We start from the raw sequence: 26,105 nt of genomic DNA, 5'->3' as shown, positions 1-26,105 counted from the left end.
AACCAAAAGTATGTTGGTGAAAATTTAAGAAACGGTCTTGGAAAACCGAAAATATCAATAATTGAATAAACTATATTCAGAAAAACTAACGCTACTTCTAAAAGGTTCAATTGTTGATTAAATAGATTTAAAATAAGTATTTTAATGTTAACAAAACTATGAATCAATATAGTTCAACAAACGAAATAAATGATGAACAACAGTTTTTATAGGATAAATAACAATAATACTGGTATCAATAAATAATGGTAAACTTAATTGACTATGTAAAAGTAAGGAGGGATAATATAAAAGTCAAGTATGTTTACTATTATTATTTTAGCACTTATATTTTTGAGGAATGTCTTATAACTATCAACTATTGATAGCAAAGGTCTATGGAAGAGGTTTAAAAGTAACTAAAGACACATTTTTATTAATATTGGAGCATAAAGTATAATTTATTGTTAATATTTCAATAACTTTTTCACTAATATAAATTGCTATTTTTGATTCCTTTTTAAAGTATTCCCAACAGAAAATAGTTTCAAAAAAACAATAGATGAATATTTTACCCAATGCTTCAACCATGATTAGACTAATGGTGAGCGACTACGTTTTTCAAATAAGAAAAGTGTTAATGTTTTTTCCTAGAATCCTGAAAAACGCTTTTGTATTAACTGCATTTGTTACGTTAGCTTTTTCGCAACAAGGTTTCTCACAACATAAAACTGAGAATATTTTTTTGATTACCACAGATGGCTTTCGTTGGGAAGAAGTATTTGGCGGGGTTGATTCCGTATTGTTGAATAATAAGGAATACACTAAAAATAAAGATAGAATAAAGCAAACCTTTTGGTCTGATACAGCCTCTGTGAGTCGCAAGAAAATAATGCCTTTTGTATGGAATACGATGGCTAAACAAGGGCAATTGTACGGAAACCGTTGGGCTGGCAATAAAGTAAATGTAAAAAACCCTTACTGGTTTTCATATCCGGGCTATAATGAAATTCTGACGGGCTATGCTGACGACAAAGTAAATTCAAATGATAAAATTCTGAACGATAACATTACGGTTTTAGAGTTTCTGAACAATCAGCCAAAATACAAAGGGAAAGTAGCAGCTTATACTACTTGGGATGTTTTTCCGTACATTATTAATGAAAAAAGAAGCGGTATTCCTGTCAATAGCGGTAAAGAATTGGTAGAAGGCAATTTAACAGAAAAGGAAAAAATATTAAATGAAATTCAAAGTAATTATCCAAGTTTGGCTAGTGACCGACACGATTTTATTACTTATTATTTAGCGAAGGAATATATCAAAAAGAACAATCCAAATGTATTCTTTTTGTCCTTTGATGAAACCGACGAATTTGCGCACGAAGCCAAATATGATGAATACCTTTTTGCTGCCAATACTGTTGATAAGTTTGTGGGTGATTTATGGAATTATTGCCAAAGCAACCCCAAGTATAAAGACAAAACCACGATTATTTTAACAACAGATCACGGACGTGGCAATAAAGTTAAAAGTCAGTGGACAAGCCACGGACAAAAAGTGCCAGACTGTTATGAAATTTGGTTTGGCGTTATTGGACCAGATACTCCAGCCTTAGGAGAAATAAAAACAGAAGGACAACTTTTCCAAAATCAACTAGCAAAGACATTGGCTAAATTCTTAGGATATGATTTCCAGAATGGCAAAGAAATCGGAGAGGTAGTTAAACAAACAATGAAATAACACTCTTTTCTTTTATATAAAATCCCCTGATGAACAACGTCACAAACGTAGTTTATCAGGGGATTGTTTTTTCAAGAGAAATAAGCAAATTGAATTTTAATAAAAATTATTTTAGATACAAATCATAGTGTAAAATGTAATCACCAAAGTTTTCATTTTCTTTTACTTTCGTTGTAGCAACTAAAATTGGTGGTTGTCCTGAAACATAGATTTGTTTAAGCTTTTGCTTGTAAATAACATTGTTCAATGTTATTGTTACAATTATCGCATTTTGACTAGAATCGTTTGCTTTGTTAATATTGGCAGCAGTGTTCTCTATTACCTCATCGTCAATTTCATTTTTATAAAAGGCTTTAACTGTTGCAGTACCAGTACTATACAATGTGAGAATTTCCTTTTTATCACTTGGCACTTGTTTACCATTAACGTCAGTGTAACTCAGTCGCCAAGATTTATAAAATTCGGAATCGAATGGAGGTGAAACACAACCACATTTGTCACTATCGCACGAGCTAATTGAAAATGTGATAACAAATAGAATGAAGAGTAAAACTGTTTTTTTCATGATGACGTGAATTTAAGGTTTAATGCTAGTTTTAATAAATATAGAAGTTGTTTAATATTAGCAATATAACGTCTCTGAAGTGATGAAAATTGCCGAGGAAAGTTTGATATTTATCTGATAGTCAAAGATAAATAAAAAAACAAATAAATGTAAGATTGGTTAAACTAGCTATTCCCTAACAGATTTATTTTAACGCATACCCTTACTTAAAAATATCCTCAATTCGTTTACGACTATAACCTGCGGCAGTAGTCATTCCTTTGCCACCGATACCTGTTGAAATATAGATTTTATCTTCTATTTGGTATTCATACGAACCGCCATCAGCCGTTTGAGAGTAATACCCTGCCCAATAGTTTTGAATTTTCCAGTTAGGCAAAGACATAATTCTTTTAGCTTCTTTCAAAATCAAATCGTTTATCGACATATCAATGCCTAGTGGCAATTTAGCATTCTCGTGTACATCAGCATATTCGTGCGAGTCGCCAATGATAATAGAACCATTTAAAGCCTGCTTGAAAAGAATATGAATGCCCCACTCTTTATAAACTTTTTGCCACTCGGGCGTCTGAATATATTGATATGAATTGCAAGATTTAAAGCTATCATAACGACGAATAGAAAGTCCAGATAGAATATTTCCATTCAATTTTAATTCAGGTAAAGGGTATGTCTGCATCATATTCAGTTTGCAGATTTTCATACCGCTTTCATTGAAAATCTCAGGGAATAAAATTTTGAATTCATGTCCATTACAAACAGCTACTTTGTCGGCAAATAACTTTTGATTGGTTGCTGTGCTTATTTCACAAATACCATTATTTATTTCACAGCCGATAATGGCCGTATTGTTCATAAATACCAATCCAAAATCTTGGATAAGCATTTTCCTTACTTGATGAACCATCGTCCTAGGCTCTACAGAAACCTCTTCAGGAAAAAACAAACCACCTTTATAATATTCAGAATTCAGGTTAGGAAAGCGTTCATAACAAGATTTTCTAGAAAGTAGCGTAGAAGGATATTCTCTGATTTTAAATAATGCCCTAGCTTCCTCTAAAAGCAACATTTCTTCATCATCAGAAGCAAAATAGTATGAACCATTTTGTCGGGCTGTAATATCAAATTTTGCCTGAATTTTCTTATAAATACCCAACGACTCTCTACCATATTCAAACCAAGTATCTAAGGCTTGTCCAGAAGGAACTACCTGTCCGAAATTTCTAACCGTTGCCTCTATTGGTTCCGAATCTTTATCTATCATCAATACAGATTTGCCTTGTGTTAAAGCATGATAAGCATGAAAAGTACCTACGTTTCCTGCTCCAATGACTATCAAATCATATTTTTTCATCGAATGGTTCTTAAAAAAGCGTATCTAAAAGCCAAGTACATTTAGATAACGTTCTGTTGAATAGTGGTTTTATTGAGAATAGAATTATAGCAAGAAATTAAGTTTCTTTAAGAATGGAAATGGCGTATCGCTCTCCAAGCGCTCATTTTCAATGTTTTCAATAATTTCTTTGATGTCTGAAACTTTGTTCAATAGTCCATCATTTCTGTGGATACTCAATTGCTGACGAGTGTGTGTACCATTGGTTACACCCAACGACATTCTGCATCCAGCCCGTACACCTGATTTTAAATCAGAGGGCGTATCACCAATATTGATGACCCTGTTAGCATCAGACACATTCAATACCTGAATCGCTTTTTGAATCATAAAGGGTTCTGGGCGACCTTTCTGTACCTCATCTGAAGCAATAGAAAGCTGTATTAATGTATTTTCATTGCCAACGTAGTTATTATTCAAGCCATCGAGCCAGCCTAATTTTTGTAAGATAATGTTGGTTACTTTTCTATAAAAACCTGTAGTAAGAGCAATTTTTATTTTTTTGCTTTTCAGATAATCAAATATTTCCAAGCATCCTTCTGTAGGATAAATATCATTGTTGATATAATGATTCTCTAAAATTTCGCAAAAAGTATGGTATGAATTATTCACAAATTCACGCAAATCAGGATGATTATCTCCAATCATTTCTGACCATAATAATTCAAAAACATATTTTTTAGAATAGCCCTGTAGTGCCAGAACGCGTTCGGGCGATACGGTTAAACCAGTTTGTGAAGCGGCTTCAATAAAGCACATTTCTACCTCATGGCGATCTTGAACGGTTGTTCCCGCCATATCAAAAGTGACTAATTCAATGAGTGACATTTAATGTTGGATTTAGTGACAACCAAAGCTTTAATTATGAAAATTACGATACTATCTGAGTGTCATTTTTAATGAAATCAAAGATAAGTAGTCTCATTTTAACCATACGTTAAATCTTGATTAAGGCTTTGTAAAATGCTGATTTTTAGGTGTTTTTGTTCGTAATGTTGTGATTAAAAAGTCATCTTTTAGCATAAAGCATATACTCAAAGAGATGTTTTTCATCCATGAACAAACTAGAAAATTTTCTTCAGCGCCAATCTCAAATATTTCTTGCCATCTATCTAGGCATAGCCGCTTTCAGTACTTATTTCTGTATGTATGCTTTCAGAAAGCCCTTTACTGCTGGTGATTTTCATGACGTTACTTTATTGGGAATAGACTATAAAATTGTGTTGGTTATCTCGCAAGTATTGGGATATGCAACAGCCAAAGGCTTGGGAATTAAAATAGTATCAGAGGTAAAGCCTCATCAAAGAGCCAAATACATTGTTGGAATGATTTTATTTGCGGAACTCAACTTATTACTGTTTGGATTAGTACCTCCTCCGTACAATTGGGCATTCTTGTATTTCAATGGCTTAGGTTTAGGAATGGTCTATGGCTTAGTGTTTAGTTTTTTAGAAGGCCGACAAATCACTGAGATTTTAGGGGCTGGTTTGGCCGTGAGTTTTATTGTAGCCTCTGGCATGGTAAAATCTATCGGGAAGTATTTTATTAATGTTGGGGTGAACGAATATTGGATGCCTTTCTTAACAGGATTAACTTTTTTTCCGCTACTACTGATATCAGTTTACGCCATGTCTATTGCTCCCAGGCCTAGTAAAGTTGATGAAAACGAACGGTCGGAACGCTTACCCATGAATACCCAAGACCGAAAGAATTTCCTCAAAAAACATGGTTTTGGACTGATAGCCTTGATTACGATATATGTATTGATGACTATCCTAAGAGACATTAGGGATAATTTTGGCGTAGAAATCTGGCGAGAAATAGGTGTAACGAATGCCTCTATCTTTGCCAAAACAGAATCTTTGATAGGCTTAGTAATTTGTGCCTTTACTGCCTTTATGTATTTTGTGAAGAATCATAAACAAGCTTTTTGGTTGAATCATTTGATGATTTTTGCAGGAGTAATCTTGATACTCATTGCTACCTTATCTTTTTTAAATCATACCATCTCACCGTTTTGGTGGTCTGTTTATTTAGGAATAGGCTTATATATGGCTTATGTGCCTTTTAACGGAATGCTTTTCGACCGCCTGTTGGCAGTATTGAAAGAAAAGGCCAATGTAGGTTTTTTGTTTTACTTAGCCGATTTTAGTGGATATGTAGGTAGTGTGGTGATTTTGATTTATCAAAACTTTGGTACTAAAAATACATCGTGGTTGGACTTATTGACTGATTTGTCTTTGTTTTTACCTTTGATTTCAATGGTATTAATTATTATTTCCTTCTTTTATTTCAATCGAAAGTTAACATCAGGTTCTTCTGCTTCGATGAATGCTGTAGTTAGTATTTCTAACCATAATTAATTTTAATGAATTATAAGTAAGGAATGCTCGTATCTAAGTAAATGGTGAGTAATTCAAGTAAATACTTGTTTATTTGCCAAATTTTTCAAGAATAGGTTTAGGTAAACCTGCTTTTGAAAGTAGTTCTTTGGCTTTAATTAATTTTTTTGATGACATATCTTTCGCATCCAAATAATCTAATTTGGGATTATACCGACTATTTGTGCTAGCATGCTCTATGTTTGTCTTTGTCGTTTTCATAATACTAATATAATAAGTTTCTTTTATTGATAATCAAAAAAGCATCATAATTATTGCCAATTGAATATTCTTCCCAGTAGTAGTTTGTCAATCCATATATAGTTGCTTCTTTCAATAGTTCATTAAGATTTTTTGAAATAGCAATTTGATAAAGCCTATTTCTTTCTGAAGTACTGCCTGTTATGAATAAAAGTGAATCTGGATGATAATGCCAAAACTCTCTGACAGTATTAGCGACTGTTGCTAATACTATTTCAGTATCTCCATTATTACTTCTAGCAAAATCATCTATATCTCCAGATTCTTCATTCCAATCACCGAAAGCTAAATTATAAAGTGTTATATGTTTAGGTAATCCATAATTTTCAATATCATTAATTTGAGTAAATTGGACTCGTTTTTCGATTACATTACGACCGATACTTGTAAAACTAAATATAGATTTATTAGCATTGCTTTGTGTAGGATATTTTTCAAATTTCATTTTATTTAAGATATTCATTGAAAAAGAATAAGATTCTAAATTAATAAAATATTAATTATAGAATAATTTTTTACATGAAAATAGGAGTGTTTCTGATTTTTGTTCTGTGCTAATGTTTATAAGAGAAAGTAAACCGAAAAATGCTAACAAATATTAAGATTTTTATATAAATTTGATTGCTAAATAAAGTCTCTAAGTTGTGAGAAAAATCATAAGCATATCTTTTCTTTGTCTTTTGCTGTACAATATGTTCAGCACAGGCATTGTATTGCTGTGTTTTGACAAGGAATATGCTTCTGCAACGCCATATGAGGCAAATGATGAATTTTTAGAATTGAAAGTCCCGATTTCACTACCTTATACCTCCGACTTCCATAATACATCACCCACCGAGGCTTTAATTCAATACAAAGGGGAATTTTATAACGTTATTGAACAACGTTATGAAAATGATACGTTGATTACAAAAATCAAAACCAATCAATCTGCCAGAGAACGATTTGCATCCTTAGCAGATGAAATCAATACGGTGTTGGCTCGTAATCATTCTGACAAACAATCACCGCTCAAAAAAGCGTTAGAGTTATGTAAATCACTATCGGTTACTTATATTCAGAATAACGGAATGAACCTTGCTCAATACCAATATACATTGGATGCAGGTACAATCAACTCTTTTTCTTACGAAGTCCACCTTCTTTCGGATTATAGTCAGTCCTTTTTTACCCCTCCCGAATTGTCTTAGTGTTCAATGATTTTTACCATTGTGTCTTTAGATACCTTGGTAAGAGTTGCTGTGTATACAGCAACTGATTCTTACTTTCCATCAATCAAAGAAAATCAACTAATGGCACATATAACACTTACCAATCCTAATCTGCCTGGCATGACAGGATTATTAGATTATAGCAAAGTAACGGCAGTACCTTTATTAAACTTGGCAGAAGCGTTATTACGCAGCGACTCAAGTTTGAGTAGCGTAGAATGCGAATTGATAGCGGCGCATGTTTCATATTTAAACGATTGTCATTTTTGTCATTCTTCACACGCGGCAACAGCCGTGGCTCATTTAGGATGCGATGCTAGTTTGATAGACGACATCAAAGACAACTTTGCCTCAACGCCCATCTCTCCGAAACTCAGGGCCTTGTTAGATATCGCGACCAAAGTTCAAATAGGAGGGAAAAACGTATTGCCAGAAGATATTGCTAAAGCACGCGAACATAACGCAACTGACCGTGAAATTCATGATACAGTTTTAATAGCAGCGGCATTTTGTATGTATAATCGTTATGTAGATGGCTTAGGCACGTGGGCTCCGCAACAAAAAGAAGAATATCTTGAAATGGGACAAGAGGTAGCTTTAATGGGTTACGAACGTCAGCATTAGTCTTATACTATAACAAGGATAAAATTTCCGCCTTTCATGGGTTTTACTATTAAAAGACGAAAATTTTATCCTTCATTTCACCAAACTCTTCCATGATATGAGTCTCCAAAGGATGCTGGCGTAGGCTCTAACCATCAATTTGGCTCTTTTTTACCTTCCCCTAATATTCCCCTAACAATACTCACGATAATGAGTGTTGATTGCTCTTTATTCTTCATGGATTGATAACGCTATCCTAAAGTTGTGGTTAAAACAAGGTTTTACTTTTGCGAGGAATTAAAAACCTTACTCACATCCACATGAAAAACATTTTACGAATTGGATTCAAAAGGAATATTACATTGTCTGCGAACATGATGTTCATGGCTGTAATGTTTCTTTTCTTGTCGTTCGTTACTAATGCCCAAGAACGCACTGTTACGGGTAAAGTGACTGACGCTGCAGACAACACTCCTATTGCAGGAGTATCGATAAGAATTAAAGGTTCTGGCAGAGGAACAACGACTAATGCTGATGGTACTTATAAAATTGCTACTCCAGCTTCTGCTACTTTACAATTTACATTTGTTGGTTATTCAAACCAAGAGGTAGTAGTTGGTACAAAATCAGTCATTAATGTAAACCTTTTAGCAGATACTAAACAGATTGAAGAGGTAGTAGTAACGGCGCTAGGGATTTCTAAAGAAAAAAGAAGTTTGACGAATGCTATCCAAACTGTACAAGGTGCGGATTTAACGAAAGCACGTGAGCCAAACTCTATCAACTCATTAACAGGTAAAGTAGCAGGTTTGACGGTTGGTCCATCGGCTGAGTTATTAGGTCGCCCGAATGTTGTGTTAAGAGGTAACACAGATATTTTATATGTTGTAGATGGTGTACCTATCAACTCAGATACATGGAATATTTCTGCTGACGATATCGAAACATATTCAGTATTGAAAGGAGCTAACGCTGCTGCTCTTTATGGTTTCAGAGGAAAAAATGGTGCTATTATAATTACTACTAAAAAAGGTACTAAAGATAAACGTGGTTTCTCGGTTGAGTTTAATTCTTCGACCATGATAGAGAGTGGTTTCAACACCATACCAAGAGTACAAGACCTATATGGCCCAGGTGACCACGGGCAATATTCATTCGTAGATGGTAGAGGGGGAGGAACAAACGATGGTGACTATGATATTTGGGGACCAAAATTTGACCCAACTGGTCAGAAAAAAATCGCTCAATACGATTCACCAATCGATCCAGCTACAGGAAAACGTATTCCTACGGCTTGGACAGCTCGTGGTGCTAATAACTTGACACGTTTTTTACGTGATGCTGTTTTAACAAACAACAATATTTCGGTAGCAAGTAGTAATGATAAAATGGATATTCGTTTTTCATTATCACATAATTATCAAAAAGGTATTGTCCCTAACACACAATTGAATACTGCTAACTTCAATATTTCTACGAAGTACAGATTCTCTAATAAATTAACATTTGACGCTAACCTTAACTACAACCGTCAATCTACACCAAATATTCCAGATGTAAATTATGGACCAAACTCATTGATTTATAACATGGTAATTTGGGGAGGTGCAGACTGGAGCGTTGACGATATGCGTAATTATTGGCAGGCAGGTAAAGAAGGTAGCCAGCAAATTTATGCTGAATATCAGCGTTATAACAACCCTTACTTTGTGGCTTATGAATGGTTGAGAAGTCATTACAAAAATGATATTTACGGATATGCTTCTTTAGACTATAAAATCAATAATAATCTAAGCATTACGGGTCGTACTTCTATTACAACTTATGACATTTTCCGTTCAGAAAAATTCCCTTATTCTGCTACAGTGTATGGTCGTGAAGAAGCAAAAGGCGATTACCGTGAAGACAAACGTACATTGTTTGAAAACAACACAGACATTTTAATTAAGTTTGATAAGAAAATTGCAAACGATTTTGATGTAAAAGTATGGGGAGGAGGGAACATCCGTACATTCAAATACAATTCAAGTTATGTAACTACCGACTATTTGAATACGCCAGGTGTTTATACTTTTGCTAACTCTTTGAGACCCGTAAAAGCATATAGTTATTTGTCTGACATGGAAGTACAAAGTGCTTATTACTCAGCAGATATTTCATATAAAGGATTAGTTACTTTATCTACAACTGGTCGTTTAGATTATCTTTCTACTTTACCAAAAGGAAATAACAAATTCTTTTATCCATCAGTAGGTTTAAGTACAGTAGTTTCTGACTACGTGAAATTTCCAGAAGTTGTTTCTTTTGTAAAATTACGTACAAGTTATGCTAACGTAAAAGACGGTTTAACCCAGTCAACAATTGGTTCAACACCAGGTGCTAGTTCTCCATTAAGTTACGGTTCAGGATATAATTCTTCTTATGATGGCCCAACTTACGGTAACTCTGTAGGTTATGGAATCAGTCCGTCTTACAATATCCTTCCGGGTGCTTCATTCTCTGATAAATTGAATAATCCATCTTTAAAACCAAATACTTCAGAGCAAATAGAAGCAGGTGCAGAAGTAAGCTTATTGAAAAACAGATTCTCTGCTGATGTTACTTACTTTACTTCAAACGATGGTCCAAGAATTTTTAACCGTGATTTATCACAAACTACAGGTTATACTTCAGCTATCGTGAATGGTATCTTAACAAAGAAAACAGGTTGGGAAGTTACTTTAAAGGGAACACCTTTAAGACGTAACAATTTCTCATGGGATGTGATGTTTAACTGGTCAACATTCAAAGAGACATTGCAAGAAGTATATAACGAGAATGGTATTAAAATTGATAAACTAGCTTCAGATTATTTTGTAAGTGGAAATGAGAAATCTCAGTTTATCAACATTGGAGACAGAATAGATAAAGTTTTTGTTAAGACTTTCCAAAGAACAGCAGATGGACAAATTATCAATGATGCTGGTGGTCGTCCGATTGTTAACAATGCTGCTGCATTTGTGGGATATGCTAATCCAGATTACGTTTGGGGTATCAACAACAAAGTAAAATATAAAAACTGGTCATTATCATTCCAATTTGATGGTCGTGTAGGTGGTGTTATCGAAGACTATATCCGTAAACAAACATTCCGTGGCGGTCGTCATATCGAAACAGTTGAAGGTGCTTTTGGTATCGCACGTGATTTAGATGCACAAGGTATCAAATCTTATGTAGGTGAAGGAGTAATGATTACAGAAGGTACTCCAACTTATGATGGACAAACTGGCTTAATCACCAACTATAATCAGTTGAAATTTGCACCAAATACCATCAAAACTTATGCGCAAGATTATATCAGCCGTTATAATGGAACAGCAGAAGGAAACTTGATGAGCAAAACGTTCTCGAAATTGCGTGAGGTAACATTGGGATATTCTTTACCACAGTCTATTTTAAGAAAAACGTTCTTCAAACAAGCTTCGGTATCGTTAGTAGGTCGTAATTTATTCTACTTTATCGATAGCAAACATGATGGCGTTGACCTAGACCAATTCACAGGGTTGAATGCTACATCTGGTTTACAAACACCAACGATGAAGCGTTATGGTATCAATATCAATATTGTATTTTAAGTAAACAATCTTCCACTTACTTAATGAGTATCTCATTAAGTAAGTGGAGTTGTCAAGTAGTTAAAATGGAATTTTCTGATTACTTAAAACAGATACTTGAAAAATATCCAAAAGATATTGGTTTTTTGAGTGATGACTTTGAAGAACACGAAACTATTCAGCAAATCAGAAGAACCTTTGATTTTGAGTCAAAAAGACAATTTCCTCAGTTTCAGGTATTATTGAATAGTCTTGTAGAAAAGTATTTCATGGTTTTAAGTAATTATGGATTATCACATAGGTCTTTAGATATTACAATAAGAGTAACACAGGATGCTGATTTTTTTATTGATATAAGCATTAGTATGTTAGTTCCTTTTCATTGTATTATTTGCTGGAGACCAGAAAGTTCAGAGAAGAGTTATTGTCAAATAGAAGTTTGTAGTGCTGATTATAACCAATACCTAGACAAGATTAATCAGTTGGTAAAACAAAATTTCGATTCAGAGCTGATAGATAACAAAACAATTAGTGAAGTGCTTTTAGGTATTGAAGTAGAAAGTATTAGTATTGAAAATTCTGCGACAGTATACAATATGTTTTTTGCTACTTTTCCTGTCACTTTTTTAAAGTAAGTTTTAAAATAAAAATTTTAATAAGAAATTCTCATGAAAAAATATATTTTCTCATTTCTAATCCTTACGCTTTTAGCAAGCTGTAGTGATTACCAATTGTTGGAGAAAAATCCCAACTTACCAACCTCTGTACCTTCTTCTATTATTCTTAGAAGTGTATTGAATGGTATGAATGAAGGTGCTTGGAACGGTACAATGCGTAATAACCAGTTTTACTGTTCAAATTATGCTTATTACGATACTAATGAGTATAACTGGCAATATGCTTCTTTACAATTTACTACTTTGAAAAACGTAGTAAAATTAGAAGAAGAAGCCATAAAAAGTGGTGCAAAAGCATTAAACCCTTATTCGGCTTTGGGTAAATTTTTAAGAGCTTACTCTTATACAAATATGACTTTAAGAGTAGGTGATTTACCAGTAAAAGATGCTTTAAAAGGAATTGAGGTAGATAAACCAAAATATGATACGCAGAAAGATGTATTCATCCAAGTGTTGAAGTGGTTAGAAGACGCTAATACAGACTTAGCTGCTTTGATTGTCGCAGGAGATAGATCTTTAGATGGAGATATTTATTATGCGGGTGATTTAAGAAAATGGCAAAAAGCTGTTAATACTTTTAGATTAAGAGTATTGATTCACCTAAGCAAAAAAGCTGACGATGCAGATTTGAAAGTAAAACAAGATTTTGCGGCTATCATTGCTAACCCTACTAAATACCCATTAATGACTGATTTGTCAGAGTCTTTACAGTATGTTTGGAGTGTAAACAACAAATATCCACGTAACCCTGACAACTTAGGTAATAATGCTACGCGTGAGAATATGGCTAAAACATATATCGACTTGTTGAAAAGCAATAATGACCCACGCCTTTTTGTAGTAGCAGAGCCAGCAGCAGCACAAATAGCTAAGGGCTTGAAAGCAACCGATGTTGAAGCTTATGTAGGGGCAAGTTCTGGGGAGGATTTGGCAGATATGTCATCTAAGGCTGGTCGTGGAGAATATTCATTCCAAAGTCGTGCTCGTTATTATAGCTCTTATACAGGCGAGAATACATTTTTAGTATCTTACCCAGAAATGTGTTTCAACATTGCAGAAGCAATCAATCAAGGTTGGGTTAATGGCAATGCTCAAGATTGGTACGAGCGTGGCGTTAAAGCTTCGATGGCGTTCTACGGTATTACTGATGCTACTGCTTATTTAGCCCAAGCTTCGGTAAAATATGCAGGAAACAATGCTACGGGTTTAACCCAAATCTTGAGTCAGAAATATATTGCATTCTTCCAAAACTCTGGTTATGAAGCTTATTTCAACTGGAGAAGAACAGGTGTGCCAACATTCTTAGTAGGAGTTGGTACTGGTAATGGTACAAAAATTCCTTTACGTTTTAGATATCCACAGTCTGAACAATCGACAAATACTCAAAACCTTGTAGACGCCCTAACTCGTCAGTTTGGTGTTGGGATAGAAGGCGAAAATATCAATGCTTCGATGTGGCTAATTAAATAAAAAATACCTATCAACCTATGACAATCTCTGAATCTATCCTTCGTCAAAGACTTGATTCTATCTTTGGTCTTTATGAAATCAATGGTGCTGACGAATACGTTGGGGAGCCACTGACCATCCTTGAGCATAGCTTTCAATCTGCCATGTTAGCAGAAGAGGAGGGGTATGACGAAGAAGTAGTCTTGGCGGCTTTCTTTCATGATATTGGGCATTTTCTTCCTAATAGAAATGAAATGAATGGTTTAGGAAATATCAGGCATGAAATAGCGGGAGCAAATTTCCTTTACAAAAATGGCTTTTCTAATAGAATAGCATTGCTCGTGAGAAATCACGTAGAAGCAAAAAGGTATCTGACTTTCAAATATCCTGACTATTATGATAAATTATCAGAAGCCAGCAAGAAGACATTGGAGTATCAAGGAGGTGTAATGACAGAAGAGGAAGCAAAAATATTTGAAAAGATGCCTCTTTTTGATTTATACATCAGGATGAGAGATTGGGATGATAAAGCGAAAGAAGTAGATTTTGAAAGGCCATCTTTAGAGAAATATAAGCAAATGGCTTGGAAACATATCGGTTATCGATTGAATTAGGTTCCCATTAATAATACAAAAGGCTGTCAGATTTCTGACAGCCTTTTGTATTATTAATGACGGGTATAGGTGTTTTTGATATTATTCAACTACAATAGTTCTTGTTACCTCTTGTGGTTTAGCAGAGTTAATATTGATTGTACGAGTGATTTTTTCGGCCCCATCCGTAATTTCTACAGAATAAGTACCGTCGTTTAATGCTTGTAAATCGAATTTACCATGATACGAACGAGCACTTTTTGCGATTCTTTCATTGTGTATTACTTTACCGTCTTTGTCTTTGATGGTAACAGTAACTGCTTTTCCCACCACTTTGTCCAATGTGAGGTGCATATCTAAAGTTCCCACGCTTTGGTACATACCGATAGCGAAGTTATTCGTTTTGTTAGCATTTACGTTGGTTTCACCAGCGATAGGGTTAGCAAAAATAGAAGAAGTAGTTAAAGTGGCAATAGCGATAATTTGAGCAAAAGTTTTCATTTTTTGATTTGTTTAGATACGGTTAAAATTATGATTGTTTAGAGGTTAAACCACTGTCTGTTAATTGATTATGATGTTTTGTTGTTAGATTGTTGATTCAAAATTAGCAGATGGAGTGATAGTTTCAATAGAAAAAGGAATGGTCGGTTGGCGGAATTGATAAACGGTGATTTTGGTAGGATGAGGATAAAATATAAACAAAGAAAGAATGGTTTTGACTATTCCGTTTGTCAGAGATAGAACCAATATGTTAGATGAAGCGTGATAAAAGCTTAACCTAAAAATTTAACATAACTTTAACGAATTTTATACTTACTTTTGCATCCCAAAATTTTAGGTGTAAATGCAAGATAATCAATATATTAGTCCATCAACCATTGTAGTATCTCAGGAAAATGTTTTTTCAAAAGATGCTTTTGGGAAAGATTTTGCTTGGGGCGTAGCGATGGCTTCTTTTCAAAACGAAGGTGCGTGGGATAAGGATGGTAAAGGAGAATCTATCTGGGATAAGTTCTCTCATAAAAAGAATAAAATAAAAGACCATCAGAATGCAAAAGTCGCATGCGATTTTTATCATCGCTTTGAAGAAGATATTTTATTAGCAAAATCTCTCAATTTCAATACATTCCGTTTTTCAATGGCTTGGACACGTATTTTGCCTCATGGTATTGGCAAAGTGAATCAGGCTGGGTTAGAGTTCTATCATCAGGTAATAGACTGTTGTCTTGAGAATGGTTTGGAGCCTTATGTTACTTTGTACCACTGGGATTTACCTCAATCTTTAGAAGATAAGGGCGGATGGACAAACAGGGATATCATCGACTGGTTTTCGGATTATTGTGAGGTAGTCACGCGCGAATTTGCTTCAAAGGTAAAATATTGGATGGTACTGAATGAGCCAGCAGGTTTTACAGGCTTGGGCTACATGACAGGCTATCATGCTCCGGGGCGATTGGGTATGCGAAACTTCTTGCCAGCAGTACACCATGCTGCGATGTGCCAAGCTGAGGGAGGAAGAATTATCCGAAAGAATGTACCTGAGGCAGTAATTGGTACTACCTTTTCATGTTCGTTCATTGAACCTTATACTAATACCGCGAGCGATATAAAAGCCGCTAAACGTATAGATGCTTTGTTAAACAGGTTATTTCTTGAACCTACTTTGGGCTTGGGTTATCCTGTACATGAGTTGCCTTTTCTTCAAAACATGGTTAAAAAGTATGTTCATGCGGGTGATATGGAGAAATTACAATTCGATTTCGACTTCATTGGTGTGCAAAACTATTTTAAATTGGTAGTAAAAGGTGCTTTTTGGATACCTTACTTAAAAGCACTTGAAGTAAAACCTAAAGCTCGTAACGTAGAAAGTGTAACAGATATGGGGTGGGAGATTTCGCCTGACGGGATGTATAATATATTGAAACAATTTGCTGAATACAAAAACATTAAGCAAATAATTGTGACAGAAAACGGAGCGGCATTTAAAGATGAATTATCTGACGGAAATATTGATGATAACGACCGTGTAGCATTCTACCAAAACTATTTACAGCATATCTTGAAAGCCAAACAAGATGGTGTAAAAGTAAATGGTTATTTGGCTTGGACACTCACCGATAATTTTGAATGGACGGAAGGTTATAAACCCAGATTCGGTTTAGTACATATTGACTTCAAAACACAACAAAGAACTGTGAAAAAATCAGGGAAGTGGTTTAGGGAGTTTTTGGGGTAGCTATGAGCTGTAAGCTTTGAGCAATGAGAATTATCTCTAACGAGGGACTTAAGTCCCTCGTTAGAGATGGAGTGACCTTAATTGGGAGGAATCACTATACGTCAATAAACAAAAAACTCACGGCTGATAGCTCAAAGCTCATAGCTAAATTACCTTTCAATAAACTCCTTAAACGCCTTCCTATAAGTATCACTAATTGGCAAAAAGACTTTTCCAATTTGTACTTTTTCTCGATGGACAGATTCTATCCATTCTAGGGCTACGATATAAGAATTGTGGATTCTGACAAATTGTGTTTCGGGCAATTGTGCTTCTAAAGCTTTTAAAGTCTGTAAGGCAACTACTTTTTGTTGGGTAGTATAAATCGTTACGTAGTCTTTCAGCCCTTCTATATACATAATTTCTGCTAATCGAATTTTTACAAGCTTTGTACCATCTTTCACAAAAATAAATGCCTGTGTGGCTTCTTGTTGATTGATGATTACTTCTTTTACCACTTTTTCTTTCATGACGGGTGCTTGTACAGCCGTATTCAATCGCAAGGAAGCCTTCTCAACCGACTTCAAAAATCGCTCAAAGGTAATGGGCTTAAGCAGGTAATCTAATACATCTAATTCATAGCCTTCGATGGCATATTCAGAATAAGCCGTTGTAAGGATAATCAAAGGTTTTTTCTGTAAAATTTTCAATAAAGTAATGCCCGTAATTTCAGGCATCTGAATATCCGAGAACAAAATATCTACAGTATTCTCCCTCAAAAAATCTAGTGCTTTTAAGGGGTCTGAAAAAGATTGGACTAATTGTAAATACGGTACCTTTCTCACGTAAGTTTCCATTAAACTACGCGCCAAAGGTTCATCTTCTACAATTATACAAGTATGAGGCATGATTAGTTGAGATTGAGTGATTTAGTGAGTTGTGATTTAGTGAGTTGCGAGTTAGTGAGTTGTGAGTTAGTGATTTCAATGTCCATTCTTATGAAAGAAGAGTTCAGATTTATTTTATTTTACTTTTCCGAAATAACTCACTAACTCACAACTTACTAACTCTCAACTGTATCAATCACAACTGATTTAGCGTCAAATTTACTTTATAATCACTTTCTGTATCTTCCACAACTAACTGATATTTGTTGGAATAACTTAAATCTAGTCTTCTCTTTACGTTTCTTAGCCCAATACCAGACTTTTCGTGATTTGAAGACTTTAATTTACTGTTTTCTACAATATAAATCAATTCGTTCTTTGTCACAGATAGCTTTACGATGATATAAGCATCCGTAGAATTATTGCTCACGCCATGCTTGAAAGCATTCTCTAAGAAAGTAATCAAAATTAAAGGTACAATCTGGGTTTGACTGATATTACCTTCAATCTCAAAAGTTATCGGAATCTGGTTGTTCAGGCGTAGCTTCTCAAGACTAATATAGTTCTCGATATATTCTATTTCTTTGCTTAATAACACTTTTGCATGATTTGAATCGTAAATCATGTAGCGCATCATTTGCGATAGCTTAGCGATTACCTCAGTAGTATTGGGCGAATTGGTAAAAGCCAAATAATAGAGGTTATTCAGGGTATTAAACAAAAAATGTGGATTGATTTGAGCTTTCAAAAAAGTAAGCTCAGCCATCAGTTTTTCATTTTCTACTTCTTTCCTTTTTGCTTCTAGTTCTAGCCAATCTTCTGCAAACTTTAACATTCCCACAAAAATTACAATGAATATTGTTCCTACAGAGTGTTGGACGATAAACTTTATACTGTAAAAATACCCAATATGCTCGTTATTAGCCATTTGAACTCTTTTTACATACACATACATCGTGATGAAAATGGCGAACACAGGAAGGAATTCTAGCAGGTAGGCAAAAAGATTCTTTTTATGAATGAGGCGTGGCAAAAAGATAAAGTAATTAATATAAGCTAAAGTTGCTATAAAACCTATGTGTAGTATAGTAGTAACTAAAGCCTCTGTTAGGTCTGTTTCTTCTCCAGGTTTTCCAAAGCTTACCTGATAGTAAAAAAAAGAAAAATATACCCACCAGAAAGATAGATGGATGAGTAAAATTCTGTTTCGTTGAATATAAGCTTGCATATATTTGAATGAAAAATAATCAATTTGGTATAAGTACAAATCAAATTTCTGTAAAAAAACTTAGATAAATACTTTACATTGATTAGAAGTACCTCAATTGCTCCAATTATTTGATAAGTCGCCTATTTTATCCGATGGTTTGCCTCAAAATCCCGACAATTCCTCCTTATGGTACCTCAGCCTCAATTGTCGATTTTCTCAGCCTGATTGTCTATTGCGGATTTCAATCTCATTTTATTGTCTTTGTTTTGTACATCAATTTTAAAATAAAGACCAAGAAAGCTTTTTCATAATAATCAAAATATTTTACAACGATGAAAAAATTATTAAGCCTCATCCTCATTATTTTCACAACGAGTGAAATCGCATTAGCACAATTTGGAGGACCACCAAACGGAGGTGGAGGAGGAGATGGCAACGGAAGAAACCGTTCGACTCAGCAAAACACGCCAAGTTTTGAAATCAATACTCCAAAAGGTAATTCAAAGATTTCAGGATTTATCATCGATTCGACTGCGACTAGTGCGGTTGAGTTTGCTAATATCTCTTTAATCAGCAAAACCACCAACAAACCTGTTGATGGAACAATGGCTGATGATAAAGGTAAGTTTTCATTAACTAAAGTAGCCGTGGGCGATTATAAATTGCAGATTTCGTTTATTGGTTTTGAAAGCAAAACGATTAATGATATTAAAGTTGAGAAAGGCAAAGACATTGATTTAGGAATCCTCAAACTTTCGCCTATTTCTCAAATGCTTGATGGCGTAACAGTAACAGCTGAAAAAGCTATGATTGAAGAAAAAGTTGACCGTCTGGTTTATAATGCTGAAAAAGATATGCTGGCTAAAGGAGGGGATGCGTCAGATATTTTGAAAAAAGTACCGATGCTTTCGGTAGATTTAGATGGTAATGTATCTTTAAGAGGAACGACTAATATTAAAGTATTGATAAACAACAAGCCATCAACCATTGTAGCAAGTAGCATTGCTGATGCCTTGAAGATGATACCTGCTGATTTAATCAAAACAGTAGAAGTTATTACTTCACCATCTGCAAAATACGATGCTGAGGGTTCTGCTGGTATCATTAATATCATTACAAAAAAATCATCAATTGAAGGCTTAACCCTTAATCTTGATTCGGGAGTAGGACTTCGAGCTTCTAACTTAGGATTGAACGGTAGCTATCGTCATGGTAAATTAGGTGTTACTTTAGGAGGCTTTGGTAGATTGTTCTATAATAAGGCAGGAACCACATTAGAGCAATCAAGTGTAAAAGACGGTGTCACTCAGCTAACACAACAAAGTTCTGATGCAAAAGATAATGGCTTGTTTGGAAGATACAACTTAGGGTTTGATTATGAAATTTCAAAAACACAAACAATAAGTTCCTCAATAGCTTTTGGTACTAGAAATTTAGATCGTAATCAAGAGTATGTAACAAAGTTATTCTCGAACAATAACCTTACTTCTACTTCTTACAGAGATGTGGATAGTAAAGACTTATCAAATTCAGTTGATATAAATGTTGATTATATCAAAACATTCAAACCTCAACAAGAATGGTCTATTTCAACACAGTTTAGTCAGAATAATTTAACAAACAATTTTGACGCTAACATCTTGAATGGTGCAAGTGAATTATTAAGTCGCCAGAAAAACATCAACGGAAATACTAACCGTGAGATTACTGTTCAGACGGATTATCAAACGCCAATCAAACAAAATCAAATGTTTGAGGTTGGTTTAAAAAGCATTACTCGTCAAGTTGATAGTGATTATCAGTATTTGTATGCAGGTAGTACAGGTGGTTTCAGTACAGATGCTAGAAACCCATCGGGTTTGTTGAACTATAAACAAACTATTTCGTCGGGATATGTTTCTTATACTTATTCTACTAAAAATAAGTACACTTTTAAAGTAGGAACACGTTATGAATATACAACGATTGATGCAGTAACGAATGTAAACTCAATCAATATTCCTTCTTATGGAAATTTGGTGCCAAGTATCAATATCTCTAAGAGCTTAGGAACTGCAACCTTGAAATTAGCGTATAACAATCGTATCCAACGTCCGGGCTTACAACAATTGAATCCTAACTTCAATGCTTCTAATGCACAAAACATCACGATTGGTAACCCTAGCTTGAAACCAGAGGTGACTAACAATGTGGAATTAAGCTTAAGTAAAAATATCAACAGAACATATTTGAATGTATCGTTATTTGGTCGTCAAACAAATAATTCAATTGTAAGAATCAGTGCACCATCTGATACCCTTGCCGGAGCAATCGTTACAACGTTTCAAAACATCGGTAGACAACAAACGCTTGGAGCGAACATTTTCGGAAATACTTTTATCACACCGAAATGGTCATTGAGTGGAGGAGTTGATATCTATTACAATTATTTAGATGGTCAGGTTGCAAATGCAACAGGTGGTTTTTCAACAATTAGCAATACAGGCTTAACAATTGGCGGAAGAATTACATCTCAATTACAATTAAATAATGGATGGGGCGTTCAAGCATTCGGAGGTTACCGTGGAAACCAAGTACAATTACAAGGTTCACAAAATGGAATGGGAATGTATTCGTTAGGTGTTAAAAAGGATATTAACAACAAAAGAGGAAGTATTGGGTTAGCAGCAGAGAATTTCTTTGGTGGTATGACGATGACATCAACGCTGAATACGGCTCAGTTTAATCAGAAAAGTGTTAATAATATTTATAACCAAAACATAAAATTGACATTCTCTTATAAGATTGGAAATATGAAATTCGTTGAACAGAAAAAATCGAAATCTGTGAAAAATGATGATGTAAAAGGTGGAGAATCTAATAATTAAGTATGAAATTTGTAAAATCAAACATTTAATCTTATCTAATTAATCTAAAACAATGAAAAAAATCGCAATCTTAATTACAACACTAGTTGTTTCAGTATCATCATCATTTGCACAAAAGTGGAATGTAGACAAAGCACACTCTAAAGTAGGCTTTACTGTTACCCACTTAATGCTTTCAGAAGTTGACGGTAACTTCAAAACTTTTGATGCAACCATTACTTCATCAAAAGAAGATTTTACTGATGCAGTTTTTGAATTTTCAGCAGACGTAAGTAGCGTTGATACTGATAATGAAATGAGAGATGGACATTTGAAGAAAGCAGATATGTTTGATGCTGAGAAATTTCCAAAAATTAGCTTCAAAAGTACTTCTATCACTAAAGTAGATGCTAAAAAATATAAATTAGTTGGAGACCTTACTTTGAAAGGTGTTACAAAACCAGTAACGTTTGATTTAACATTGAATGGTGTTGGAAAAAACATGAGAACTCAAAAGCCAATTGCTGGGTTTAAATTAACAGGAACTATCAAACGTACTGACTTTGGTGTGGGTGGAATGCCAGGCGCAGTAGTAAGCGAAGACATTGAAATCAGAGCTGTAGGTGAATTCGGCAAAGAATAAAAATATCAAGATTTAATCAATGATTATCTCTTCCTAGACATAGTCAGTTTGAAACACATGTAAAATTGTGTTTTTGATTGAAAAAAAGAAAGGCTTGCTGTTTTACGGCAAGCCTGTTCTCTTTATAAAGGTTTTGAATCAAACATTACTTTCTTTTCCTACAAATCGATACAAATAAGGCGCTTTATTGGCAGCACCTGTCATTTTTTTATCCAATCGCTCTAAAATCCCCAAACTCAACATTTTGCGTTGGAAATTTGTACGTAGGAGTTTTTTATCTAAAATGGTTTCGTACATATTTTGCAAGTCGTTCATTGTAAACACTTCTGGTAATAAATTAAAACCAATTAGTTTTTCATCCAAAAAGAAACGAAGGGTTTCTAATGCTTTTTTTACCATCGCTGAATGGTCGTAAATCAATGTAGGAATCGTATCTATGTCATACCATTGGCATGAATCAGAAGTATAATCGGGTGTTGGGTTTGCCTTTGTGAAATCTATCAGCGCATAATAACCTATTGATAAAAAGCGAGTCATTAAATAATGGTCTGGACTAAGCTCTACCCCATCAACAGCTTTCATCAAAGACTTTAGCATCTCATTATCTCGCCTATCTCTATCCCCAAAAACATAAAATTGCTCCAGATAAATATTGGTTAGACCAGTTCGTTCTTCTAAAATTCTTTGTGCTGCTTCTTCTAAGTTCTCGCTTTCTTTGATAAATCCACCCGGTACTGCTAGCCAATCTGTATTCTTGAAATTTAATAATAATATTTTTAATTGATTGTCATGAAATCCGAAGATTACACAATCAATAGAAATGCCTGGAAGGTAGTCGTATCCACGAGTTTTAGTACTCATAATTCAAATATTTGAGATGTTTAAGCGAATTTTAGATAAATGTAAAGAAAAATTTGGTAACATAAAAAGGTTCAAGTATTATTGTACCGCAATGATACAATAAATTTAATACTATTTAATCTTAAAAAATAAATATGAAAAAGTTTTTAGGCTTTTTCCTACTACTTTGTTATACGGGTGTTTTTGCTCAGGACCTCGACAAGTATGAGAAGAGAGAATATGTTCGTTCAGATGGCTTTAAATTGCCCTATCGCATACTATATCCTAAAGACTACAATAAAAGTAAAAAGTACCCTTTGATACTCTTTCTTCATGGTGCTGGCGAACGCGGCAATGATAATGAAAAACAATTGACACACGGCGCCAAATTGTTTTTAAAAGATGAAAATAGGGAAAACTTCCCATGTATCGTAATTGCGCCCCAATGTCCTACTGATAATTACTGGGCTTCTGTAAAAGTTGACAGAAGTACTTCTCCCATCACGCTTGGTTTTGATTATCATAACCAGCCCACTACCCCAATGCTTAGCTTCATGGATATTGTAAAACAGATTTGTCAGGACGAAAGTGTGGATAAATCTCGGTTATACATCATTGGACTCTCGATGGGTGGAATGGGGACCTTCGAGACAGTATATCGCTATCCAAAAGTATTTGCAGCAGCCATTCCGATATGTGGAGGAGGTGATGTAGAGAAGTATGATAAATCAGTAAAAAGAACTTCTTTCTGGGTTTTTCATGGTGATGCTGACCAAGTAGTAGATGTGAATAATTCTCGTAAAATGGTTGAAAAATTAAAGCAACTCAAGATTGATGTAAAGTATACTGAATACCCAAACGTAAAGCATAATAGTTGGGATAATGTATTTCAAGAACCCGATTTATTACCTTGGTTGTTTGCTCATAAAAGAAAAAAAGTACAACTATAAATTTCGACTAAGGCCTGCCTTATGGCAGGCGATGTCAATTTTGCTTCTGTAAATACTCTTTATTATCCAATATCATTTTTATAAATAAATTAATAAACGCATTTAAACAAACCGTTACATTACCTACAACAACGACTATGCAAAATAGAAGAGACTTTCTGAAAAATACAGGAGCTTTAGCCCTTGGAGGGATGCTTTTGCCAAATTTGGCCGATGCGTTCGGACATAAAATTACGCCTAAGAATTTTGGTGTGCAGTTGTTTACCACGATGTCGATAATTGATAAGAATGTAACAGGGACATTAAAGCAAATTGCGGATATTGGCTACAAAGAAATAGAGTCTGCTTTTAGTATGAAGGGCGGTTACTATGGTATGAAGCCAAAAGAGTTTGCTAAAGTAGTAAGCGATTTAGGAATGACATGGCAAGCACACCATATTATGGGTGCACCTTTCAGAATGCCAGCACCTAAGCCAGGAGCTGCTGCAAACCCTAATGCTGAAATGTTAAACAAGATGCCTCCGATGAAATCGTTGATGAACGATACACAGCAGGTAGTAGATGAAGTAGCAGAAGGTGGTGCAAAGTATTTAGTATGTGCTAGTATTCCTGTGAAGACTTCAGAAGATATAAAATCGTCGCTAGAGATACTTCAAAAGGCAGGAGAGGCTTGTAAAAAAGCAGGACTGACTTTTGTATTTCATAATCATACCGCAGAATTTGAAAAAGTAGATGGACAATTACCATTTGATATATTCACTTCACAAATCAGTGCTGATTTATTAAAATTTGAATTGGATTTGGCTTGGGCAACCAAAGCGGGTGTAAATATTCCAGCATTATTTGCTAAACACCCAGGTCGTTTCCCATTATTTCACGTAAAAGATTTAAACAAAGAAACATTATTGCCTGTTGAAGTAGGTACAGGAATTGTGGATTTCAAAGCCATTTTTGCCGCAGCAGACACTGCTGGTGTAAAACACCTTTTTGTAGAACAAGATGGTGCTCCATCGCCGATCAATAACCTTGGTACAAGCTTTGGTAATTTAAAGAAAATAATTAGTTAATATAAATTTTCAGGGAAGTTATAAACCACGTTAGGATAATCTTACGTGGTTTTTTTATGTTTGAGGGTAGTCATATTTTTTGGCTCTATGTCAAATGTAGGGTCAATCCCTTTTAATTACTTTTAATAGTAGTCAATAATTCGCTCTCATAAATTGCTGCTGGTGATATTACAATTTCATTCATTGGAATATTATTTCCATAACGTTCTTTCATTTTTTTCTTAACTATTTCGTTTTCCAAATCAAAGTCTTTCAAGGTTTCAAGTTTGCCTATTTCAATACCTGTTGCACGTTGATAGACTTTCCAAATTAGTTCTGAACAATAAATTTTATCATCACTCCATTCAAAGGTCAAATCGTAATTTTTGCCCTGAAAAGAATTTCCAACTTGTTTCATTTTATTTAAGACCTCTGCGGTCAAAATATGGTTAGCATTTTTTAAGCGTTTAATTACATAATGTCCACCCTTTCCGCGTGCAATCCACTGAGCTAGAGGTGTTCGTTTTACTGGCTGAACGGCTTCAAATACAAAAAAACTATTACCTTCTTTATAGATAAGTCCACAATGAGAATATTTAGATTTAGTGGCTAGCTGAATCGCTTTACTTTGTGTGGATAATGAAGTTTGAAAAATTATATCTCCATTTTTGATTTCGCCGTTATTAGTCAGATTTTTTACGTTGCCAAGTTGAAATTTAGGGTCGTGAATTTTTCTTTTAGCATAAAGTCCAATGAATAAAGTGAGTACTAAAAGTCCAGATAGAATTAATTGCTTTTTCATTATAGTAGTTTTAGATTATGACCTTTTTTGCCATTGTTGGTATTTTTCACCAACAATACGTGCGCCAGCAACTCGTAATTTAGTATTTATCAATTTACTTTAAATCAAAAGATGCGTTGCTGTCGCATTTTTTGTTGGTGAAAACACCATAGCCGTCAGGCTAATTTGAAAATCTTATCTTTGTGATATGGGAAAAGATTATTTTAAAGATATAGATTTA

23 protein-coding genes are annotated in these 26,105 nt (G+C 34.5%); 13 read left to right on the top strand and 10 right to left on the bottom strand.

Annotation, left to right across the window (positions count from 1 at the left end; translation table 11 throughout):
* Positions 1 to 541: 541 nt before the first annotated feature.
* Positions 542 to 1,720 carry an alkaline phosphatase family protein gene (locus AC07XN_RS12710; RefSeq protein WP_494743356.1) on the top strand — a complete coding sequence of 393 codons (1,179 nt, stop codon included), beginning with the start codon at positions 542 to 544 and terminating at the stop codon, positions 1,718 to 1,720.
* Between the two features lie 106 nt (positions 1,721 to 1,826).
* On the opposite strand, the gene AC07XN_RS12705 is transcribed toward AC07XN_RS12710, so the two are convergent.
* The 3 genes from AC07XN_RS12705 to AC07XN_RS12695 all read right to left on the bottom strand — a co-directional run bounded on the left by AC07XN_RS12705 (position 1,827) and on the right by AC07XN_RS12695 (position 4,506).
* Positions 1,827 to 2,285, bottom strand: a complete 459-nt coding sequence (locus AC07XN_RS12705; protein WP_494743355.1) for a hypothetical protein — start codon at positions 2,283 to 2,285, stop codon at positions 1,827 to 1,829.
* A 202-nt stretch (positions 2,286 to 2,487) separates the two neighbouring features.
* Complete coding sequence (locus AC07XN_RS12700) at positions 2,488 to 3,639, bottom strand: TIGR03364 family FAD-dependent oxidoreductase (RefSeq protein ID WP_494743354.1); 1,152 nt, start codon at positions 3,637 to 3,639, stop codon at positions 2,488 to 2,490.
* Between the two features lie 84 nt (positions 3,640 to 3,723).
* Entirely contained in the window at positions 3,724 to 4,506 is a 783-nt protein-coding gene (locus AC07XN_RS12695; protein ID WP_309915519.1) for an HAD hydrolase-like protein, read from the bottom strand.
* A gap of 227 nt (positions 4,507 to 4,733) precedes the next feature.
* Between AC07XN_RS12695 and AC07XN_RS12690 the strand changes: the two genes are divergently transcribed.
* A complete protein-coding gene (locus tag AC07XN_RS12690; RefSeq protein ID WP_309915523.1) occupies positions 4,734 to 6,041 on the top strand; it encodes a DUF5690 family protein in 1,308 nt (435 codons plus the stop codon).
* 69 nt (positions 6,042 to 6,110) lie between these two features.
* Here the strand turns inward: AC07XN_RS12690 and AC07XN_RS12685 are convergent, their stop codons facing one another.
* Positions 6,111 to 6,281, bottom strand: coding sequence for a hypothetical protein (locus AC07XN_RS12685; RefSeq protein ID WP_494743353.1), 171 nt, complete (start codon positions 6,279 to 6,281; stop codon positions 6,111 to 6,113).
* Positions 6,282 to 6,285: 4 nt separating this feature from the next.
* The gene (locus AC07XN_RS12680; protein ID WP_309915528.1) at positions 6,286 to 6,765 is read right to left on the bottom strand and encodes a DUF6934 family protein; all 480 of its coding nucleotides are present in this window, start codon (positions 6,763 to 6,765) and stop codon (positions 6,286 to 6,288) included.
* A 247-nt stretch (positions 6,766 to 7,012) separates the two neighbouring features.
* Between AC07XN_RS12680 and AC07XN_RS12675 the strand changes: the two genes are divergently transcribed.
* The 6 genes from AC07XN_RS12675 (at position 7,013) to AC07XN_RS12650 (ending at position 14,467) form a co-directional block, all read left to right on the top strand.
* Positions 7,013 to 7,510, top strand: a complete 498-nt coding sequence (locus AC07XN_RS12675; RefSeq protein WP_309915532.1) for a hypothetical protein — start codon at positions 7,013 to 7,015, stop codon at positions 7,508 to 7,510.
* A 102-nt stretch (positions 7,511 to 7,612) separates the two neighbouring features.
* Positions 7,613 to 8,155, top strand: a complete 543-nt coding sequence (locus AC07XN_RS12670; RefSeq protein ID WP_309915534.1) for a carboxymuconolactone decarboxylase family protein — start codon at positions 7,613 to 7,615, stop codon at positions 8,153 to 8,155.
* 299 nt (positions 8,156 to 8,454) lie between these two features.
* Complete coding sequence (locus AC07XN_RS12665) at positions 8,455 to 11,748, top strand: SusC/RagA family TonB-linked outer membrane protein (protein ID WP_494743352.1); 3,294 nt, start codon at positions 8,455 to 8,457, stop codon at positions 11,746 to 11,748.
* Between the two features lie 65 nt (positions 11,749 to 11,813).
* Positions 11,814 to 12,362 (top strand): hypothetical protein, encoded by a 549-nt coding sequence (locus AC07XN_RS12660; protein WP_494743351.1) that lies wholly within the window; start codon positions 11,814 to 11,816, stop codon positions 12,360 to 12,362.
* A gap of 33 nt (positions 12,363 to 12,395) precedes the next feature.
* Positions 12,396 to 13,874: a SusD/RagB family nutrient-binding outer membrane lipoprotein gene (locus tag AC07XN_RS12655; protein WP_494743350.1), complete on the top strand. Its 1,479-nt coding sequence runs from the start codon at positions 12,396 to 12,398 to the stop codon at positions 13,872 to 13,874.
* Between the two features lie 17 nt (positions 13,875 to 13,891).
* Positions 13,892 to 14,467 (top strand): HD domain-containing protein, encoded by a 576-nt coding sequence (locus AC07XN_RS12650; protein ID WP_494743349.1) that lies wholly within the window; start codon positions 13,892 to 13,894, stop codon positions 14,465 to 14,467.
* A gap of 81 nt (positions 14,468 to 14,548) precedes the next feature.
* Here AC07XN_RS12650 and AC07XN_RS12645 read toward each other — a convergent pair whose 3' ends face one another.
* Complete coding sequence (locus tag AC07XN_RS12645) at positions 14,549 to 14,947, bottom strand: T9SS type A sorting domain-containing protein (protein WP_494743348.1); 399 nt, start codon at positions 14,945 to 14,947, stop codon at positions 14,549 to 14,551.
* A 343-nt stretch (positions 14,948 to 15,290) separates the two neighbouring features.
* Between AC07XN_RS12645 and AC07XN_RS12640 the strand changes: the two genes are divergently transcribed.
* Positions 15,291 to 16,682 (top strand): GH1 family beta-glucosidase, encoded by a 1,392-nt coding sequence (locus AC07XN_RS12640; protein WP_494743347.1) that lies wholly within the window; start codon positions 15,291 to 15,293, stop codon positions 16,680 to 16,682.
* Positions 16,683 to 16,831: 149 nt separating this feature from the next.
* Here AC07XN_RS12640 and AC07XN_RS12635 read toward each other — a convergent pair whose 3' ends face one another.
* Positions 16,832 to 17,569 (bottom strand): LytR/AlgR family response regulator transcription factor, encoded by a 738-nt coding sequence (locus AC07XN_RS12635; protein WP_494743346.1) that lies wholly within the window; start codon positions 17,567 to 17,569, stop codon positions 16,832 to 16,834.
* A 175-nt stretch (positions 17,570 to 17,744) separates the two neighbouring features.
* Positions 17,745 to 18,776 carry a sensor histidine kinase gene (locus tag AC07XN_RS12630; protein WP_494743345.1) on the bottom strand — a complete coding sequence of 344 codons (1,032 nt, stop codon included), beginning with the start codon at positions 18,774 to 18,776 and terminating at the stop codon, positions 17,745 to 17,747.
* A gap of 314 nt (positions 18,777 to 19,090) precedes the next feature.
* On the opposite strand from AC07XN_RS12630, the gene AC07XN_RS12625 reads away from it, so the two are divergent.
* Both AC07XN_RS12625 and AC07XN_RS12620 read left to right on the top strand, forming a co-directional pair.
* Positions 19,091 to 21,625: a TonB-dependent receptor gene (locus AC07XN_RS12625; RefSeq protein ID WP_309915560.1), complete on the top strand. Its 2,535-nt coding sequence runs from the start codon at positions 19,091 to 19,093 to the stop codon at positions 21,623 to 21,625.
* Positions 21,626 to 21,677: 52 nt separating this feature from the next.
* Entirely contained in the window at positions 21,678 to 22,247 is a 570-nt protein-coding gene (locus tag AC07XN_RS12620) for a YceI family protein (protein WP_492800704.1), read from the top strand.
* A gap of 138 nt (positions 22,248 to 22,385) precedes the next feature.
* Here the strand turns inward: AC07XN_RS12620 and AC07XN_RS12615 are convergent, their stop codons facing one another.
* On the bottom strand, positions 22,386 to 23,108 hold the full coding sequence (locus tag AC07XN_RS12615) for an NUDIX hydrolase (RefSeq protein WP_309915566.1): 723 nt from the start codon (positions 23,106 to 23,108) through the stop codon (positions 22,386 to 22,388).
* Between the two features lie 134 nt (positions 23,109 to 23,242).
* Here AC07XN_RS12615 and AC07XN_RS12610 point away from each other — a divergent pair, with 134 nt between their 5' ends.
* Together AC07XN_RS12610 and AC07XN_RS12605 are read left to right on the top strand one after the other, a co-directional pair.
* Positions 23,243 to 24,037, top strand: a complete 795-nt coding sequence (locus tag AC07XN_RS12610; RefSeq protein WP_494743344.1) for a carboxylesterase family protein — start codon at positions 23,243 to 23,245, stop codon at positions 24,035 to 24,037.
* Positions 24,038 to 24,174: 137 nt separating this feature from the next.
* A complete protein-coding gene (locus AC07XN_RS12605; RefSeq protein ID WP_494743343.1) occupies positions 24,175 to 25,104 on the top strand; it encodes a sugar phosphate isomerase/epimerase family protein in 930 nt (309 codons plus the stop codon).
* Positions 25,105 to 25,216: 112 nt separating this feature from the next.
* Here AC07XN_RS12605 and AC07XN_RS12600 read toward each other — a convergent pair whose 3' ends face one another.
* Positions 25,217 to 25,885, bottom strand: coding sequence for a YiiX family permuted papain-like enzyme (locus AC07XN_RS12600; protein WP_494743342.1), 669 nt, complete (start codon positions 25,883 to 25,885; stop codon positions 25,217 to 25,219).
* Between the last annotated feature and the right edge of the window lie 220 nt (positions 25,886 to 26,105).

The sequence above is a fragment of the Arcicella sp. GW458-12-2-14-TSB2 genome, assembly GCF_059423785.1.
This window is presented reverse-complemented; position numbering and strand designations above follow the sequence as displayed.